This window comes from Streptococcus nakanonensis, assembly GCF_059738785.1.
In genome coordinates, this window is sequence record NZ_AP027139.1 from 1,238,116 (window position 1) to 1,255,678 (window position 17,563).

Consider the following 17,563-nt stretch of genomic DNA (forward strand, 5'->3'; position numbering starts at 1 on the left):
GGCACTCCTAGTCAAATAATTGAGATAAGTCCAAGCCTCCAAAAGGATTGTTTGATAAGCTACTTTCTGTCTCTAACAATTCTCTAGCTTGATCTGACTCTAAGAAGGACTCGTAAACACGCGCCGTCATCCGAGCATCTTCTAAACTATTATGGGACTGACCTTGAAATCCAAGAAATGAGGCAACAGTTTGCAACTTGAGATTGGCAATACCATGTAAATCTGAACTACGACGTTCAAAAGCTTCATCATACAAATCCACCTTGTACTGCTGGCTGTAGTCTAAACCATGCTCTGCTAGAATAGGCAAATCACTTTTAGCAGCATTGTATCCAACCATCGGCAAAGAACCCACAAACTCTTGAAAATCTTTGATAACTTTCTCCACTGGAGGAGCATCTTTTAAGGTCTCAGCTGTAATCCCTGTCAAACCATTGATAAAACTTTTTAAGGGAACACTGGTATGAACATAGGAATCATAGGCATCGATTTCCTGACCATCTCTAAAACGCACTGCCGATACTTGAATCAGGTGTGTTTGTCCTTCGTGCTGATTAAATTCTAAATCGAAAGCAATGTAATCTTCTAATCGTTCCATTTTCTACCTCTCCTATACTGTTATTTTATACTCTTCGAAAATCTCTTCAAACCGCGTCAGCTTCGCCTTGCCGTAGATATAGTTACTGACTTCGTCAGTTTCATCCGCAACCTCAAAAACATGTTTTGAGCTGACTTCGTCAGTCTTATCTACAACCTCAAAGCAGTGCTTTGAGCAACCTGCGGCTAGCTTCCTAGTTTGCTCTTTAATTTTCATTGAGTATTACTTGAGCAACTATACTATTCACAAACAAAAGAAGCCATCAGGTTAGCATGTAACCTAAACAGCTCCTTGATTATCCTCCAAATAAACGAGCAAAAAAGCCTTTCTTAGTGGATTGGACTTCTTCTTTTGCTTGGTCCAGCTCTAGCTTAAGATTTTCTTGATCCTTCATTGCTTGAAGAGTCAATTGTTGCTGCTGATCGAGTTGTTTGTCTTTCTCAGCAATCTGACGGTCTTTGATGCGCATTTGCTCGTCTTTTTCTGATAACTGACGATCCTTGGCTTTTAATTGTTCATAAAGACGGAGAATTTCTGCATTCTTCTCATCAACCAAAATCTCCATCAGTTCACGTTGCTTGACATCTTCACTGACAGGCTCATCTTCAAAAATCGTTTTTTTATAGATTTCTTCTAGCTTAATCAAGCCACTTCTGGTAACGACTGTTACCCCTTTGTCATTTTTATCTGTGTCTTCTTCTGGTAATTCTTTGACACGGTTATTGATTGCTTGGCGAGATAATCCTAAGACCTCTGCAATCTCACTGACGGTCATTTCAATACTCATAATATCCTCTGAAACGTTTTCTAGCTTTTCTTTACTTAAATCTTATCATAAGCTAGAAAAACTGTCAAATTTTCGCTTAATCTAAAGCCTTCAAAAAGGCTAGTAAGACTTGGGCAGAACGACGTCCAGCTTCGATAATAAACTCATCAAAAGAGATGTTTGCTTCATGGTTGGCATTGTCACTCATAGCTCGAATGACTAAAACTGGAAGATTAAGGGCATGTGCTGCCTGAGCAATAGCTGCCCCCTCCATCTCAACAGCCAAAACATCTGGAAAATGAGACTTAATCGCTTCTATCTTGTCATTTCCTGCAACAAAACTATCTCCTGTAGCAATCAAACCAAGATGCCAGTTCTGGTCCAATTGAGATAAACTCTCTTGGATTTTGGCAACAAAGGTTTTATCTGATTCGAAATAAAGCGGTTGTTGCGCCATTTGTCCATAAGCATAGCCAAAAGCTGTAACATCCACGTCATGATAGGCTAATTTGTCAGCAATCACGACATCCCCAACAGCAATCCCTTCTGCTACTGCCCCAGCTGATCCCGTGTTAATTAGAGCATCCACTTGGAAATGATCAGCCAAAATCGCCACACTCATAGCAGACATGACCTTACCAATTCCACTTTCTACAAGAACGACTTCATGAGAGGCAATGGTGCCTGTATGATAGGTATTCCCTAAAACAACTTGCTCCTGGGCATTGTCTAAATGCTGGACCAAATAAGCCAGTTCTTCTGGCATAGCCGCAATAATTCCTATTTTCATTTCAATTCCTTTTCCATTACAAAAGTTTCATTGCTAAGACAAGCAAAATCAAGAGAAAGATGACTGCAAATAAAATCTTATTCAACTTAGAATTGAAGACATTTCTCTTGGTATTTTCAATGCGACGGCTTTTATGAATAGATGGTTCGACCTGAATCTTCAAGGTTTCCTGGCTAAATCCATGATCCTTAGGATTGGCATAACCAAAACGGTAAGAAGAGGTTGGTAAAATCTTAGTCTCCTCATTATCATCTAGCAAAGGAGGACCTGAAATTTTTTCGCCTCTATTAGCTCTTTCAATCATTTCATCCGTTAATAAAGGTTTACCCATACTGACCTCCTCTATTTTTTGTGCAATTCCCAATATTGAACAGCCATAATTGTCTTGGCATCACAGATATGACCTGATTGGATTAATTCCTTGGCTTCTTCTAAGCTCACTTCAAGGACTTCCAAGGTTTCATCTTCATCCTGAGGACGCGGATTTTCAACCTTTGTCAAGTCACTCGCTAGGTATAGTTTTAACTTTTCATTACAAAAGCCAATGGCTGAATAAAAATCATATAAAAGTTCTAACTTCCCTGTATAGGCTGTTTCTTCCTCTAATTCACGCAGGGCTGCTGCGACAGGGTCTGTGTTTTCTCCTACCTCCAATTTTCCAGCTGGAATTTCGTAAGAGACAGCCTCGATAGCTTTGCGGTACTGCTTGACCAAGATGAGTTTTTGCTCATCCGTTACGGCTAAAACACAGACAGCTCCATTGTGGAAAATCAAATCACGTTGGGCAATTCCCTTGCCTTCCGGTAATTCAACCTGATCTTGAACCAATTTAAAAATTGGACCTTGATAGATTTCTTTTCGACTAAGCGTTTTTTCTTCAAATTCCATGACAGACTCCTACTGATTCTTAGGATGATGAGGAAGGCGTGTTGCATATTCATCTTTATTGACCTGACGACCACGACCAATAGCAATCGCATCCGCTGGCACGTCTTTGGTAATAGTTGAACCAGCACCAACGAGGGAATTATCACCAAGTTCTACTGGCGCAATAATGGTTGAATTCGAACCAACAAAGACATTGTTGCCAATGACTGTCTTGTATTTGTTTTTGCCATCATAGTTGACTGTAATGGTTCCTGCACCAAAGTTAACATGGCTACCCACTTCACAGTTTCCGATATAAGTCAAATGACCAGCCTTAGTATTCTCGCCGATAGAAGAACCTTTCACCTCAACAAAGTTTCCAATATGGACTTGGGCACCCAGACTTGAACCTGGACGAATGTGGGCATACGGACCGACTGTCACACCGTCTGCAACACTACTTTCCTCAATCATAGAATTGGTAATGACAGCTCCTGCTCCGATAGTGCTATCCACTACATAAGTACCATTTGTCAAAACAGTCTCAGCACCAATTTTCGTTTGCCCTTTCAAGGTAACATTGGCTTCGATTTGAACTTCGGGAGCAATCTCAACATCAATATCGATATAAGTTGCCTCTGGATTGACAAAGCTAACACCATTGACCATGTGTTGATGATTGATGCGACGACGCATAACTGACTCAGCTGTCGCAAGAGCCACACGGTCATTTACACCAAGACTCTCATCAAAATCTTTCAAAGTATAAGCACCAACTTTTTCACCAGCTTCACGGAAAATACCAATGACATCTGTAATATAGTATTCACCTTGAGCATTGTTGGTGTTGATATTTTTCAAAGCCTCAAACAAACGCTCGTTGTCAAAAACGTAAGTTCCAGTGTTGATTTCCTTGATTTGTTTTTCAAAATCTGTGGCATCCTTTTGTTCAACAATGCGAAGAACTTCAGCATTGTCATTACGTACAATTCGCCCATAGCCAAAAGGATTATCCGTTTCAGCAGTCAAGATAGTGGCCACATTTTTATGATTGATGTGGAAATCAATCAAGTTTTTCAAGCTTTCACCTGTGATTAAAGGAGTATCTCCTGCAATGACCAAGGTGTGACCTGACAAACCTTCTAAAATAGGCTCTGTCATCATAACCGCATGCCCAGTACCCAACTGTTCAGATTGAGTCACAAATTCTGTCTGTCCAGCCAAGACCTCCTCAACCAATTCTGCCTTGTGTCCGACAACTGTTACTGTCTTTTCAGGTTGGATAGCTCCCACACTACGGAAAACATGTTCCAGCATAGAAATACCCGCAACCTTGTGCAACACTTTTGGCAAATCAGATTTCATGCGAGTCCCTTTACCCGCTGCTAAAATAATGGCAAAATTTGACATAATCTTCTCTTTTCTGTAGAAATTCCCTTTTATTATACCATATTTCAAATCATTCCGCGCCCTTGAATGAAAAAATGCTCCAAAGTCCTTTCCTTAACCCATTTTTTTGATTTTTTTTGATTTTTAGGGTAAAATTATGAGATATGAGAAAACAAATTCATCCACTTATTTTATTTAGTTTTTTTGGGATTATAATTTTCATTTTAATCATCAATCGCCCACTTAATGACAACCAATCCTTTAAAACAAAATCCAACATAGCGCAGATTGAAGCACAGGCTTTGAAACACTTAGACAAACCGATTATTGACCTCTCTGGCTGGCAGCGTCCTGAGGAAATCAACTATGACGCCCTCTCACAAAATATTTCAGGCGCTATTGTTCGTGTTCACAGCGGTGCTCAAACGACAAAAGAAAATGATGCTTCCTTTATCAATGGAATAGACAAAGCCTATAAGAGTCATATCACTGAACTTCAAAAGCGGAATGTCCCCGTTGGGGTCTACGCTTATGTAGCTGGAAAAAGTGTCCAAGAAATGGAAAAAGCCGCTGAAGTTTTCTACAATGCTGCCTCCCCTTACAGCCCTAGTTACTATTGGCTAGACGTGGAAGATAAAACCATGTCCAATATGAACGAAGGTGTTGAAGCCTTTCGTGCAAAACTAGAATCACTAGGTGCAAAAAATATCGGCATCTACGTTGGGGTCTACTTCATGGAAGAACACAGTATTGATACGGACAAGTTTACGTCTGTTTGGATTCCTTCCTATGGTTCAAATACTGGATTTTTCGAAAGCAAACCTAATACGGACTTAGATTATGACATCCACCAGTACACTTCTAAAGGAAAAATTGCTGGCTTTGACCACGATTTAGATATCAACGTCATCTCTTCCTTAAAAAACAAAGAAGAAACCTTTAGAAAACTCTTTTTAAAACCTTAAAAGCATTTGTTTAGCATTTGCTTTTTCTTTTTGTGTTTGATTGTGATACAATATAGTAAGGATTTTTTGAAATAGAAATAGTTGGAGGAACTATATGCTCTCATGGTTAGCACGCCTTATTAAAGGGATTGTCATTGCTCTTGGATTTATCCTACCGGGAATTTCCGGAGGGGTTCTAGCAGCAATCTTAGGAATTTATGAACGAATGATTGGTTTTCTGGCCCATCCTTTTAAAGACTTTAAAGAAAATGTTTTGTACTTTATTCCAGTTGCGATTGGTATGCTTCTGGGAATCGGCTTATTTTCCTATCCGATTGAATACCTGCTTGAAAATTATCAGGTCTTTGTCTTATGGAGCTTTGCGGGTGCCATCATTGGTACAGTTCCTAGCCTTCTCAAAGAATCAACTCGAGAATCTGACCGAGACAAGATTGATTTAGCTTGGTTCTGGATAACCTTTATCATTTCTGGATTAGGACTCTATGCCTTAAATTTTGTCGTTGGAACCTTAAGTGCCAGCTTTCTTAATTTGGTCCTAGCAGGTGCGCTGCTAGCTCTTGGCGTATTGGTTCCTGGCCTCAGCCCATCAAATCTACTTTTGATTTTGGGTCTCTATGCTCCTATGTTGACTGGTTTTAAAACCTTTGACCTCTTGGGAACCTTCTTCCCGATTGGAATCGGAGCAGGTGCCACTCTCATCGCTTTTTCAAAATTGATGGATTATGCCTTAAACAACTACCACTCACGCGTCTATCATTTCATCATCGGTATCGTCCTATCAAGTACCCTTTTGATCTTGATTCCAAATGCAGGAAACGCTGAAAGTATCCAATACACAGGACTTTCACTTGTCGGTTATGTCATCATCGCCTTCTTCTTTGCACTGGGAATCTGGCTTGGTATTTGGATGAGTCAATTGGAGGATAAATATAAATAATGGCAAAAAAAGTTAAAATCAAAAAAACATTGGTGGAACAAATCCTGTCTAAAGCAGGTATCCCACATCAGGGAATTCAAATCAATGCCCTGGAAGGAGAGCTGCCTCAAGGTTATGGACGAGATCAGATTTTCAAAACCTTGGCGCTTCTGGGAGACAAGACAGGACCGATTATCGGAATTGTACCTATCACTCAACACTTGTCGGAAAAGAAACTAGCTAAAATTTCTGGCAATAAAAAAGTGAGCATGATTCCACAAAAGGACTTGGAAAAAACAACTGGTTACATTCATGGAGCCAATAATCCTGTCGGAATTCGTCAGAAACACAATTATCCCATTTTTATCGATAAAATTGCTCTCGACTTGAATCAAATGATTGTTTCTGCAGGAGAGGTCGGTCACAGCATTATCATCGCGCCACAAGACTTAGCTAGCTTTGTAAAGGCAGACTTTGCCGATATTTTGGAGGACAGCAAGTAATGAAACTCTACTTTGTCCGCCACGGTCGTACTGTCTGGAACCAAGAAGGTCGTTTTCAAGGCGCTAGTGGAGATTCTCCCCTTCTTCCTGAATCCATTGAAACCCTAAAACGACTTGGTCAGTATCTCAAGGACATTCCTTTTGATCAGATTTATTCAAGTGATTTACCTCGAGCGGTCAAATCTGCTGAGATTATCCAAAGTCAACTCCAGACTCCCTGTCCTTTAGAAAGCGTCCCTAAGCAACTGGGGAAGTTAGAAGGTTTGAAAATCGCAACCTTGGAAGCTATTTACCCGCAACAAATCAAAGCTTTCCGATCTAATCTTGCTCAATTTGACACTCAAATGTTTGGAGCTGAATCCCTCTATAGTACAACTCAACGGACCATCCAATTTATCAAATCACTCAAAGATAGTCCAGCTGAGCATATTCTAATTGTCGGGCATGGCGCTAATCTTACTGCCAGTATTCGTACTCTTCTAGGTTATAAAGAACCACTTCTTCGTAAAGATGGCGGTCTAGCAAATGCCAGCCTGACAATTCTAGAAACCCATGATTTTGAAACATTCACTCTCGATACTTGGAATGATACTTCTTATCAATCATAATTATAGCCTAGCCTTCTGAACTAGAACCATAGGAGATATAGTCAGTTGAAACAAAAATAAGACAAAAGAGCCTCGTAAAAAGGTATTGCAACTTGCCAATACCTTTTTGATATGAACACGTGTCTTCTCAACAGAATTGTAGAGCAAAATGAAATAAGAACTGAATAATGTGATTTGAGAATTTAAATCAATTTATAAGAATGTTTTAGAAGCAGTGATGTACTATTTCAGATTCACTTTTCTATACTAATACTCTTCTAAAATCTCTTCAAACCGCGTCAACGTCGCCTTGCTGTATATATGTTACTGACTTCGTCAGTTCTATCTGCAACCTCAAAACAGTGTTTTGAGCTGACTTCGTCAGTTCTATCTACAACCTCAAAGCAGTGCTTTGAGCAACCTGCGGCTAGTTTCCTAGTTTGCTCTTTGATTTTCATTGAGTATAAGATGAGTAGGGAGGAAGAGGTAAAAGTTTATGCCCAAACTCTTCACATAAGAACTCTAGCTTACCCATTCTATGGAATCTTGCATTATCCATTAAAACTTCCAGACTCATACTCTTCTAAAGTCTATTCAAACCACGTCAGCTTCACATTATATATGTTGGTGATCTCATAAGTCTTATCTGCAACCTCAAAGCTGTTCTTTGAGAAGCCTACAGCTAGCTTTCTAGTTTAATCTTTGCTTTTCACTGAGTAGCAAGTTAAAAAAATGAGGCTGGTCAAAAAGTCTTTAAAATCAAAAAACGCATAATATCAGGTATTGAAAACCTTGTACTATGCGTTTTATTGTGGGAAGATTTACTTCATTTTTTCCTGAAGTCGAGTTTTTTCCCTGACTTATTGATTTGGACTATTCGTTTGATGCACTACTGCTTGAGCTGGAATCTCCACCACCGATATATTGGGTAAAGATATTTTGGAAGGCTTGGTCCTTAACCTTGATATTGGCTGCTTGCAATTCTTTTCCGATAATGCTTTGAACAAATGTTGAATCATTTTGTTTTTGAGTTAAGATAACAGTTTTTAATTTTTCTTTGTAGTCATCAATATTAGATGATTTTTCTGTTTTCTTAATGAGTTTTACAATGTAATATTGGCTACTGTAAGCTTGTGTTCCAGTTGCTGTAATCACATCAGAAATGCCATTTACATCTAAAGCGAAAGCGGCTTTCTTGACTTGCTCAGGTACTTCCGTTGAAGCAGAATCAAAGGTAATTTCTCCACCATTTGCTTTAGTTTTCTCATCAGTTGAGTTATCTTTGGCTAATTGAGCAAAATCAGCACCTTCTGCCTTGGCTTTTTCGAGAACTTCTTTAGCCTTATCTTCATTATCAAGACGGATGATTTGAACCGTTACATCTGGAGTGTATTCGTCAAAGGCCTTCTTATAAGCATCATCTGTCAATTCAGCTTCTGCTGCCTTCTTAACTGCCAACTCAACTAATTTACTTGTACGAATTTGAGCTTTACGTGTTTCAAGAGTCATACCTGCTTGTGACAAGACACGTTGGTAGTTTTCGCCATATTGTTTTTCTTCTTCGGCAATAGTATCATCAACCTCTTTATCATCAAGCTCTGAGCCATATTGTTTTTCAAAAACTTTTTGGATGGTCATATTTAACAAGACTTGTTGGGCTGAAGGGTTGCTTTTCACTTGCTCATAAAATTGATGTTCTGTGATGACATCCCCTTTCATGCTGATAAGGTCTGCCCCTTCTGAACCTTTCGAACAAGCTGCTAAAGTTGCTACTGATAATAGTGTAATGGCACCTGCCAATAGTTTTTTCTTCATGTCTACTCCTTTGAGATAAGTGTTACTCTATCTATTTTACTATATTTTCTTAAATTTTTCTGAAAATCATTCGCTGTCAGGCAATTGAACATCTGCTACATTTTTACGAAGCATGAGAATGCCGTCTCCCAGAGGTACTAGTGTTGCGGTGAGCCCTGGATTGTCTAAGGTTGCATCAAATAGTCTTTGAAGGCCTCGATAGATGGTTCGCTGACCTCGACGGACTTCCATAATGTCCTTGGCAACATCACCGCCTTGGAAAATATCATCCAAGACAACCACACCACCAACTTCCAAATGTTTGAGGATTTCTGGCAGAAAGACGATGTATTTAGACTTGGCAGAATCCATAAAGACGAAATCATAAGACTCTGTCAGTGTAGATAAGACATCCACCGCATCTCCTTCTAAAAGCGTGATTTGTTTGCGACTGTCAAACTGAGCAAAATTTTCCTTGGCAAAGCCAATCATCTCTGGATTGCGATCAATGGTTGTAATCTTGGCCTTTGGCGCATGTTCAGCCATCAAAAGGGCTGAAAAACCGATAGCCGTCCCAATTTCCAGTATGTTTTTAGGTTGCATGGTTTCCATGAGAAAACGGAAATAAGCTACCGTTTCATGGGGAATGATGGGAATATTTTCCTTACGGGCAAAGTCTTCTAATTCTTTCAAATATCCTGTGACTTGCTTTTGACGCTGACGCATCAAGTCCACAATTTCTTCCTTGACAACAGGGCGACGCATGTTATGGTTGGCATTTTTACTATATGATTCAACCATCTTATGCCAATCCCAATTTTTCAACAAGGGCTTCAAACTCATTCAAACGACGTTCAAAGACTGCAAAGGCATCGTTGAGGTAGTCTTCCTTCTCCATATCAACACCAGCTTTTCTCATGACATTAAGTGGATAGTCAGATTTACCTGCCTTGAGGTAGTCGATATAGCGGTCACGGTCTTCTTGACTACCATGGACAATTTTTTCAGCCAGGGCTGAAGCTGCTGCAAAGCCTGTTGAATATTGATATACATAGTAGTTATAGTAGAAGTGTGGAATGCGAGCCCACTCGTATTGGATTTCAGGATTGTCTTCCTTACTCAAACCATAATATTCTTGGTTCAAGTCTGCGTAGACTTTATTTAAGAAATCGCTTGTCAAGACTTCACCATTTTGATCCGCTTGGTGAATCGCGTGTTCAAACTCAGCAAATTGAGTTTGGCGGAAAACTGTTCCACGGAAACCGTCTAGGAAGTTATTTAGAATAGCAAAACGCGTTGCATCGTCTTCCACTTCTTCCAATAATTTCTCCGTCAAGATATTTTCATTGGTAGTTGAGGCAATCTCAGCCAAGAAGATAGAGTAATCTCCATAAACATAAGGCTGAGTCTCGCGAGTATAGCTGGAATGCATACTGTGACCTGTTTCATGAACAAGGGTAAAGAGATTGTCTAGATTGTCCTGCCAGTTAAGAAGCATAAAGGCATTGGTATCGTAAGAACCACCAGAGTAGGCACCTGAACGCTTTCCTTGATTTTCGTAAACATCAATCCAACGCTCGCTGAAGGCACGTTTAACACGGCTCAAGTAATCCTCACCCAAGACTGACAAGGCTTCTTCTGCTTTTTTCAAGGCTTCTTGGTAGGTAAAACTATATTCAACAGATGAAAGCGGTGTATAGACATCGTACATCTTGAGGTCTGAAATTCCCAAGATTTTTGAACGAAGTTCAAGGTAACGATGCAAGAGTGGCAAATGCTTGCGAACTGCTGCTACCAAATTGTCATAAACACTTTCTGGAACAAAATTAGCCGCTAGGGCTGCATGACGAGCACTCTTGTAGTTGCGAACTTTGGCACGATAGTTTTGGACCTTAACATTGGTTTGCAAGGTTTTGGCATATGTATGTTGGAATTGTTCGTAAGTCGCATAAAGAGCTTGATAAGCACCACGACGCACCTCACGATTTTTAGACTCCATCAGACGTGTGTAAGTCCCATGAGAGAGCTGCACTTCCTTACCATCATCGTCGAGGACATAAGGGAACACAATATCCGCATTGTCCAAGATAGCGAAGGTTTCACTTGCTGAACCAAAGATTTCCCCAGCTCCAGCCAATAATTCTTCTTCACGTTGTGATAGAACGTGATCCTTGCCTTGCAAAAGCTTGTCAAAATAGTGTTGATAAACCTGCAGCTTTGGTTGAGCTTCTAAAAAGTCAGCATACTGCTTTTCGCTAATTTCCATAAATTCAGGTTCATAGAATGAAAAGGCTTGGTCTAGCTGGCTGTAGAGAGTCATTGCCTTGGCATAGTACTCTTGGTACTTGGCTTCACGTGTGTCTTGGTCATTCTTCATATGAGCATAAACGTAAAGCTTCTCCATCTGGCGTTCCATTTCAAGAGAAAATTCAGTAATTTCCAGTAGGCTATCCGCACTATCTAGGAGATGGCCTTCATACTGGGCTACTGTCTCCAATTTTTCTGTTAAATCTTTTAAGGCTTCTTCCCAAGCCTGGTCAGTTGGGTAGATCGTTGATAGATCCCATGTATCTTTTTCATTTATTTCATTTCTTTGTAATACCATTAGATTCCTCCATCCTTTCTATTCTACCATATTTTTCAAGAAATATTGCTGATAAAAGGCTGGTGGATAGAGCTTTTGCCAATCATTTTGAGGATTTTCTTGGTAATAGATTTGAAAATACTGATAATAGCTGGTCAACTCCTTCTCAATCTGGCAAAAATCACCTACTAGTGGTCGAATTTGTGGATACCATTCTTTCAGTCCATAAGTCAGGAGATTTACTCCCTTTTGATAGGCTTCTGCTTGTTCTCTCATCCAAATGGGATTTTGATAGTACAGTTGTTGCCGGATATAGCGACAGATGTCCTTATCTTGAGAAACTGTAAAACGAGATATTTTTTGTTTCTTATAGGGAAGACGTAATATCTCCAGTAGACTACTTTGACCATAGGGAAATTCCTTGATTTGATAATGGAGTTTGCCACGGAGATCCTGGTGAATCAGGTATTTGAGTCTTAAAACTTGTTTTTCACTGTCTAATTCCCAAACATAAAAGCCCATGTTTTGACTGAAATAGAGAAACCCTTGTTGCAGACGAGTCAACCGCTCCTTGAGCCACAGTTTTTGACCCAGCAACCACAGTACTTGGTAACCCTCACTACGATAACCCTCACTACGCTCTTTAAGAACTTTTTGAGGCAAGGGACTACATTGAACCTCTAAAGCTAGATTGCCATTTACAAATACATCCGCAATCTGTTTAAGCTCTGGAAGAGGGTATTCTAATTGCACCTCAGTCTCTGTTTTCAACCAGTGATAGAGGACTTCCTTATTTGTCAAATGTTCTGGGCTTTCATTTTCAAAGGAGTAACCACAGTCTTTTAAGGATTTATGGGCAAAATGGGTTCGGACACTTGGTCCTTGCCGCAAACGGAGCTGACCTCCACAAGCTGGGCAGGTGTAGGCTTGCTTCTCAAGCTTATCCTCTAACACATTTACCAATTCTCCCCTAGCATCTCTCGCAACAAACATGATTTCCCTCCTTTTCTATATTATTCGTAAAAAAGAAAAAAGATCAGGAAAATTCCTAATCTTCATCACTCTATAATTTTAGAGTTGCAAGCGACTTTCAAGAGCTTGTGTCAACACTTCAGAATAGTTCACTTTCTCACGATCCGCAAGTCTGACTAGCCACTCTGGAACCGTAACATTTTTTCGAATCGCTTTATTATTCTTTACGAAAGGCAAGGGATTGACCTGAATCAAAGTCACAAATCCATCGGGAGCCTTCAACATAGAAATGTCACTAGGAGTAGGTAGAGCCAATCCTTCATCAATATAAGAAGCTAAAACACTCTCAAGCATTTCCCGAGCATTTTTCATTGCAAGTTCAAGCGTTGCTCCTTCAGTCCCGCCTCGAAACTCCGGAAATTCAACCCAGTATCCAGTACCTTCTTTATGAAAAATAGCAGGATAAGATTTTAGCATAATACACCTCCACAATTTCCAAATCAACTACAATCCCAAATCTTTTAATATTTTTCTCTCTAAACCTTTTCCTAGATCATCATTACCGTGAACTGGAATAGTGACAAGATAGGGAACCCCTTCTTTCTTAAAATGATGATGACTTCCTCTCTTACGAACTTCAATCCATCCATTTGCAAGAGCTAATTTTACCATTTCCTTACCTGTGATTGGCATGTATGGTCACCTTTCTAGCTAAAATTATACTTATAATGCGTATTTTTGTCAATTCTTCTATCTTATCTATTCGTAAAAAAAGAAAAAAGATCAGGAAATTTCCTAATCTTCATGTGTGTTTACTTGATTTTCTTGGCTAGCATGGTCGCAAAGCGTAGTTGAATACGATTGCCATTCTCATCGCGACGGTGCAAATGGCCTGGATTTTCATTGTACTTGACCAATTCCCAGTCCTTGTAATAGTATGCCAATTCCCCTTCTTTAAAGGTAAATGGGAAGTTCACAGAGCAAGGGTAATCTTCCGTATCCATAGCACAAACGATAAGATTATAGCCACCGACCGTGGTATGCTCCTGCATATTTTTGATAATTGCAGGAATGCGGTCTGCTTGCAAAAACATCAAAACAACTGTCGATACGATGAAATCATAAGCTTGCCCAATGCTAGCTGAATTGATATCTTAAAAACCAACAGGCATATCCAAATCTTCCTGCTCCACAATGCTTTGCAAGATTTCAAGGGACAGTTCATTTTGATCCACAGCTGTCACATCAAAACCTTGCTGGGCTAGAAAGAGGGAATTACGCCCCTGACCACAGCCCAAATCCAAGGCTTTCCCTGGTTTTACTGTCTGCATAGCCTCTAGGACCTCTGAATGAACAGGATTGGTATTGTATTTCTTAGGGAAATAATCCTCAGGTTTACAATAAAATTCCAAGTACCATTCTACATCGTCTGTTACAGCCTCCACTCGGTGCCAGGCTTGTGGTTGTGCCATTGGATTGTCAGCCCCCGCTTCAAAGAGATGCTCAGCTAGAACCTCACCATCCTCTGTCAATTCAATAAACTTGAGAGTTCCTTTTAAAACAGTAATCTTGCCCCAAGTCCCAACCTTGGTATTGTGTTTCTGCTGAACAGCCTCTGGCATGGTTTCTTTAGTCCACAAGGGCATACGTTTATAGGCAATTAGTTTTTCCATTTTCATTCCTCTTTTTATCGCTGATTAACAGCTTTCATCACGCGCGCAATGTCGCGATTTTGCTCACGTCGTTTGATTGACTCCCGTTTATCATAGTCATGCTTCCCTTTAGCTAAACCTAAAAGGAGCTTGGCATAACCATCTTTGATATAGACCTTAAGGGGAACCAGGGTCATTCCTGTCCCTTTGGTCTCTTGTTCCAACTTTTGGATTTGCTTTTTATGGAGCAGGAGTTTGCGACGACGTTCTGGTTCTTGATTCCAGATATTTCCCTCTTCGTAAGGAGCGATATGAACATTGCTCAACCAGACCTCCCCATTTTTCACTTGGGCAAAGCCATCCTTGAGATTGATTCGAGCAGCTCGTACACTCTTGATTTCAGTTCCAGTCAGGACCATTCCTGCTTCTAGCGTATCTACGATTGTATAGTCGTGCCGCGCCTTTTTATTTTGTGCGACGACCTTTCCCTCGCCCTTTGCCATGCTTGGCTCCTTTCTTAGCTACTTCCTTATAAAAAGGTTTCTTTCCTTTTTTCTTCTTATCTTTCTGTGAATGCTTGCGCTTATCATTTGAGCGTCCTGATTTTCTCTTGTCTTCCTTCTTATCTGAACGACGACTGGAACCACGCCCTCTGTCACTACGACTAGACTGTTTCAAGCCTTTTTCGATCACATCAAACTCACTTGGAATGTAAGAGAAGTCAATTTCCCCCGTCATCTTGTCGGCTCTTTCAACCCGAATACGAATTTGTTGACCTACACGGAAGGTTGTTCCTGATTTCTCCCCACGCAGGGTCAAATCACGCTCATTGAAATGATAAAATTCAGGTAGATTGGTGATGTGAATCAAGCCTTCAACTGTGTTTGGCAATTCAACAAAGAGACCGAATTTAACGATGCTAGACACAACCGCATCGTACTCTTCGCCCACGTATTCTTCCATATACTCAGCCTTTTTCATGGCTTCGACTTCACGCTCAGCCTCGATAGCACGACGTTCACGGTTTGAGGACTGGGTCGCAATCTCTGGGATCACTTGCTCAAAATGCTCGGCTATTTCCTTAGAACAGCCGTAGTCCCGAATCATACGGTGAACAAGGAGGTCCGGATAACGACGAATCGGACTGGTAAAGTGAGTATAATAATCAGCCGCTAATCCATAGTGGCCGTGATTGTGCTCTGAATAGCGAGCCTGCTGCATAGAGCGAAGAAGCATCATGGACAATACATCTGCATAAGGTTCTCCCTCAACAGCACGCATGATGTCTTGGAGAGCCTCCTGGCTCATCTCACTGGCAGTCCCATAAATGTGCAAACCAAAACTCGAAGCATAATCAATAAATTTCTGAACCTTTTCAGCCTTTGGCTCCTCGTGAATTCGATAGATGAAAGGCGAATCCAGCTTGCTAAAATGCTCAGCAACTGTTTCATTGGCCATCAACATGAAGGACTCAATCATGCGCTCGGCAACACCACGCTGACGAAGAACGATATCAACAGGCTTTCCTTGTTTATCTACTAAAATCTTCGCCTCATTGGTATCAAAATTGAGGGCTCCACGTTTCACTCGCATGTTTTCTAAAGTTTCATGGAGCTTGGCCATAAGTTCGATACTTGGAACAATTTTCTGATACTCTTGTCTCTTTTCCTCGTCGCCCTCTAAGATATCATTGACATCGCTATAGGTCATACGAAAACTGGTCTTGATAACTGTTTGTGTGATGGTGTAGTTGACCACATGACCATGTTTATCAATTTCCATAATGGCTGACTGGGTCAAGCGGTCAACTTGAGGATTGAGGGAGCAGATGCCATTTGACAAACGCTCTGGAAGCATTGGCACCACTCGGTCTGTCACATAGACTGAAGTCGCGCGGTTAAGGGCTTCCTTGTCCAGGGCAGAACCCTCGGTCACATAGTAGGAAACATCTGCTATGTGAACTCCGAGTTCGATATTTCCATTTTTCATAGGCTTAATATGCACTGCGTCGTCCAAGTCCTTGGCGTCCGCACCATCAATGGTAAAGGTAATCTCATCTCTTAGATCCAGACGACCTTCCATATCCTTTTGAGACGGAGCATCAGGAACACTTTCTGCTTCCTTAAGAACAGCCTCTGGAAACTCGGAGACAATGTCCATAGACTCCAAAACCTCAAGAACATCAATTCCGACATCCGTTGAGTGCCCCACCACATCGAGGACACTAGCGACAAAGAAATCATGTTTCTTGCTTGGGTATTTATCGATAAGGACCTTGAGAACTTCTGTTCCTTCTAGTTTTAGGGCTGGTTTCTTAACATAAATAGGTTGACTGATTTTCTGATTTTTCGAACGGATGTAGCCAGCATACTTAGGCTTTTCCTGATCCAGAACGATTTGCCCGACAACTGTTGTCAAACTGTGTTCTAGGATATCAATAATTTTGGCTTCCGCTGCTGTTCCCTTATTGCGGTCAGCGACTTTCTTAATCACTACCTCGACGGTATCACCATCAATAGCATAGTTGACATCGTTTTTTCCTACAAAAAGGTCGTCCTCCTCGCCTTCCAGACTGACAAAGCCAAAGCCATTTTTATGGGCATGAAAAATCCCCTTGAGAGTAATCTCATGTTTTTTCTTAACTTCCAAGGTCAGACTGCCATCTTCTTCAAAACGAATCTGATGCCTTCTTTCCATTAGGGATAAGGTTTTAATCAACTCACGAAAATCCTTGGAACCATCTTTTCCCAAAGCCTGAGCCAAGTCATTGACAGTTACCTTTCCCTTGTCTTGTAAATATTCTTTTATTCTATCTTTCATATTTTCTTTCTAGATTTTTTATTTTCTTTTACTGTAAAACCTTCTCAAATATCCTTTAAAAATAAAAAGAGGCAAAGACCTAGTCCTGCCCATTATTTTCTTATCTACTTGATAATACCGTCAATGCTAAGGCAATGGCTAGCCAGAAAAAGACTAAAATCCCTGTCAAACGCTGCATTACAGCTTCAAAACCGCGTGCTTTACTGCGTTCAAACAAATCACCTGAGCTGGCATCAAATACATTGCTGGATTGGTTTTTGGTTGGTTGCATGAAAATCGCAATCACAATTACAACAGATAATACTAATAAAATGGTTAATAATAGGTTATACATATCAAACTCCTTAAAATCCCTATTAT

21 protein-coding genes and 2 pseudogenes are annotated in these 17,563 nt (G+C 40.5%); 4 read left to right on the top strand and 19 right to left on the bottom strand.

Going from position 1 to position 17,563, the window contains the following annotated elements:
• Positions 1 to 7 precede the first annotated feature (7 nt).
• The 7 genes from AC6I9F_RS05945 to glmU all read right to left on the bottom strand — a co-directional run bounded on the left by AC6I9F_RS05945 (position 8) and on the right by glmU (position 4,431).
• Complete coding sequence (locus AC6I9F_RS05945; RefSeq protein WP_042751360.1) at positions 8 to 598, bottom strand: 3'-5' exonuclease; 591 nt, start codon at positions 596 to 598, stop codon at positions 8 to 10.
• Positions 599 to 610: 12 nt separating this feature from the next.
• Positions 611 to 814 (bottom strand): hypothetical protein, encoded by a 204-nt coding sequence (locus AC6I9F_RS05950; protein ID WP_138704509.1) that lies wholly within the window; start codon positions 812 to 814, stop codon positions 611 to 613.
• 79 nt (positions 815 to 893) lie between these two features.
• Complete coding sequence (rocS, locus tag AC6I9F_RS05955; protein WP_000021242.1) at positions 894 to 1,385, bottom strand: chromosome segregation protein RocS; 492 nt, start codon at positions 1,383 to 1,385, stop codon at positions 894 to 896.
• Positions 1,386 to 1,461: 76 nt separating this feature from the next.
• Complete coding sequence (locus AC6I9F_RS05960) at positions 1,462 to 2,154, bottom strand: 5'-methylthioadenosine/adenosylhomocysteine nucleosidase (protein ID WP_057487420.1); 693 nt, start codon at positions 2,152 to 2,154, stop codon at positions 1,462 to 1,464.
• A gap of 16 nt (positions 2,155 to 2,170) precedes the next feature.
• Complete coding sequence (gene macP, locus AC6I9F_RS05965; RefSeq protein WP_498021054.1) at positions 2,171 to 2,485, bottom strand: cell wall synthase accessory phosphoprotein MacP; 315 nt, start codon at positions 2,483 to 2,485, stop codon at positions 2,171 to 2,173.
• Between the two features lie 11 nt (positions 2,486 to 2,496).
• Positions 2,497 to 3,042: an NUDIX hydrolase gene (locus AC6I9F_RS05970; RefSeq protein ID WP_033680471.1), complete on the bottom strand. Its 546-nt coding sequence runs from the start codon at positions 3,040 to 3,042 to the stop codon at positions 2,497 to 2,499.
• A 9-nt stretch (positions 3,043 to 3,051) separates the two neighbouring features.
• The gene (gene glmU / locus AC6I9F_RS05975; protein WP_498021056.1) at positions 3,052 to 4,431 is read right to left on the bottom strand and encodes a bifunctional UDP-N-acetylglucosamine diphosphorylase/glucosamine-1-phosphate N-acetyltransferase GlmU; all 1,380 of its coding nucleotides are present in this window, start codon (positions 4,429 to 4,431) and stop codon (positions 3,052 to 3,054) included.
• Between the two features lie 143 nt (positions 4,432 to 4,574).
• On the opposite strand from glmU, the gene AC6I9F_RS05980 reads away from it, so the two are divergent.
• From AC6I9F_RS05980 to AC6I9F_RS05995, 4 genes are all read left to right on the top strand, one after another.
• Positions 4,575 to 5,375, top strand: coding sequence for a GH25 family lysozyme (locus AC6I9F_RS05980; protein ID WP_498021058.1), 801 nt, complete (start codon positions 4,575 to 4,577; stop codon positions 5,373 to 5,375).
• 94 nt (positions 5,376 to 5,469) lie between these two features.
• Complete coding sequence (locus AC6I9F_RS05985; RefSeq protein WP_498021060.1) at positions 5,470 to 6,312, top strand: DUF368 domain-containing protein; 843 nt, start codon at positions 5,470 to 5,472, stop codon at positions 6,310 to 6,312.
• Entirely contained in the window at positions 6,312 to 6,794 is a 483-nt protein-coding gene (locus AC6I9F_RS05990) for an aminoacyl-tRNA deacylase (protein WP_498021062.1), read from the top strand. The genes AC6I9F_RS05985 and AC6I9F_RS05990 overlap by 1 nt, the downstream gene beginning before the upstream one ends.
• On the top strand, positions 6,794 to 7,402 hold the full coding sequence (locus AC6I9F_RS05995; protein WP_498021064.1) for a histidine phosphatase family protein: 609 nt from the start codon (positions 6,794 to 6,796) through the stop codon (positions 7,400 to 7,402). The genes AC6I9F_RS05990 and AC6I9F_RS05995 overlap by 1 nt, the downstream gene beginning before the upstream one ends.
• A 278-nt stretch (positions 7,403 to 7,680) precedes the next feature.
• Here the strand turns inward: AC6I9F_RS05995 and AC6I9F_RS06000 are convergent, their stop codons facing one another.
• The 12 genes and pseudogenes from AC6I9F_RS06000 to secG all read right to left on the bottom strand — a co-directional run bounded on the left by AC6I9F_RS06000 (position 7,681) and on the right by secG (position 17,537).
• Positions 7,681 to 7,839, bottom strand: coding sequence for a hypothetical protein (locus tag AC6I9F_RS06000; RefSeq protein WP_025173180.1), 159 nt, complete (start codon positions 7,837 to 7,839; stop codon positions 7,681 to 7,683).
• Positions 7,840 to 7,850: 11 nt separating this feature from the next.
• Positions 7,851 to 7,946 (bottom strand): annotated as a pseudogene (locus AC6I9F_RS06005) (IS630 family transposase); the annotation flags it as partial.
• Positions 7,947 to 8,254: 308 nt separating this feature from the next.
• Positions 8,255 to 9,196, bottom strand: a complete 942-nt coding sequence (gene prsA / locus AC6I9F_RS06010) for a peptidylprolyl isomerase PrsA (protein WP_498021066.1) — start codon at positions 9,194 to 9,196, stop codon at positions 8,255 to 8,257.
• A gap of 66 nt (positions 9,197 to 9,262) precedes the next feature.
• Positions 9,263 to 9,976 carry an O-methyltransferase gene (locus AC6I9F_RS06015; RefSeq protein WP_498021068.1) on the bottom strand — a complete coding sequence of 238 codons (714 nt, stop codon included), beginning with the start codon at positions 9,974 to 9,976 and terminating at the stop codon, positions 9,263 to 9,265.
• 1 nt (position 9,977) lies between these two features.
• Positions 9,978 to 11,780 (bottom strand): oligoendopeptidase F, encoded by a 1,803-nt coding sequence (pepF, locus tag AC6I9F_RS06020; protein WP_498021070.1) that lies wholly within the window; start codon positions 11,778 to 11,780, stop codon positions 9,978 to 9,980.
• 18 nt (positions 11,781 to 11,798) lie between these two features.
• Positions 11,799 to 12,752, bottom strand: coding sequence for a competence protein CoiA (locus tag AC6I9F_RS06025; RefSeq protein ID WP_498021072.1), 954 nt, complete (start codon positions 12,750 to 12,752; stop codon positions 11,799 to 11,801).
• A gap of 78 nt (positions 12,753 to 12,830) precedes the next feature.
• A complete protein-coding gene (locus AC6I9F_RS06030; RefSeq protein ID WP_498021074.1) occupies positions 12,831 to 13,208 on the bottom strand; it encodes a type II toxin-antitoxin system HicB family antitoxin in 378 nt (125 codons plus the stop codon).
• A gap of 27 nt (positions 13,209 to 13,235) precedes the next feature.
• Positions 13,236 to 13,424 (bottom strand): type II toxin-antitoxin system HicA family toxin, encoded by a 189-nt coding sequence (locus tag AC6I9F_RS06035; RefSeq protein ID WP_001122912.1) that lies wholly within the window; start codon positions 13,422 to 13,424, stop codon positions 13,236 to 13,238.
• A gap of 119 nt (positions 13,425 to 13,543) precedes the next feature.
• Positions 13,544 to 14,404, bottom strand: a pseudogene (tehB, locus tag AC6I9F_RS06040) (SAM-dependent methyltransferase TehB).
• A gap of 14 nt (positions 14,405 to 14,418) precedes the next feature.
• Positions 14,419 to 14,886 (bottom strand): SsrA-binding protein SmpB, encoded by a 468-nt coding sequence (smpB, locus tag AC6I9F_RS06045; protein WP_001051750.1) that lies wholly within the window; start codon positions 14,884 to 14,886, stop codon positions 14,419 to 14,421.
• Positions 14,849 to 17,203 (bottom strand): ribonuclease R, encoded by a 2,355-nt coding sequence (rnr, locus tag AC6I9F_RS06050; RefSeq protein WP_173262552.1) that lies wholly within the window; start codon positions 17,201 to 17,203, stop codon positions 14,849 to 14,851. Before rnr ends, smpB begins: the two co-directional genes overlap by 38 nt.
• A gap of 100 nt (positions 17,204 to 17,303) precedes the next feature.
• Positions 17,304 to 17,537: a preprotein translocase subunit SecG gene (gene secG, locus AC6I9F_RS06055; RefSeq protein WP_000282517.1), complete on the bottom strand. Its 234-nt coding sequence runs from the start codon at positions 17,535 to 17,537 to the stop codon at positions 17,304 to 17,306.
• Positions 17,538 to 17,563 lie beyond the last annotated feature (26 nt).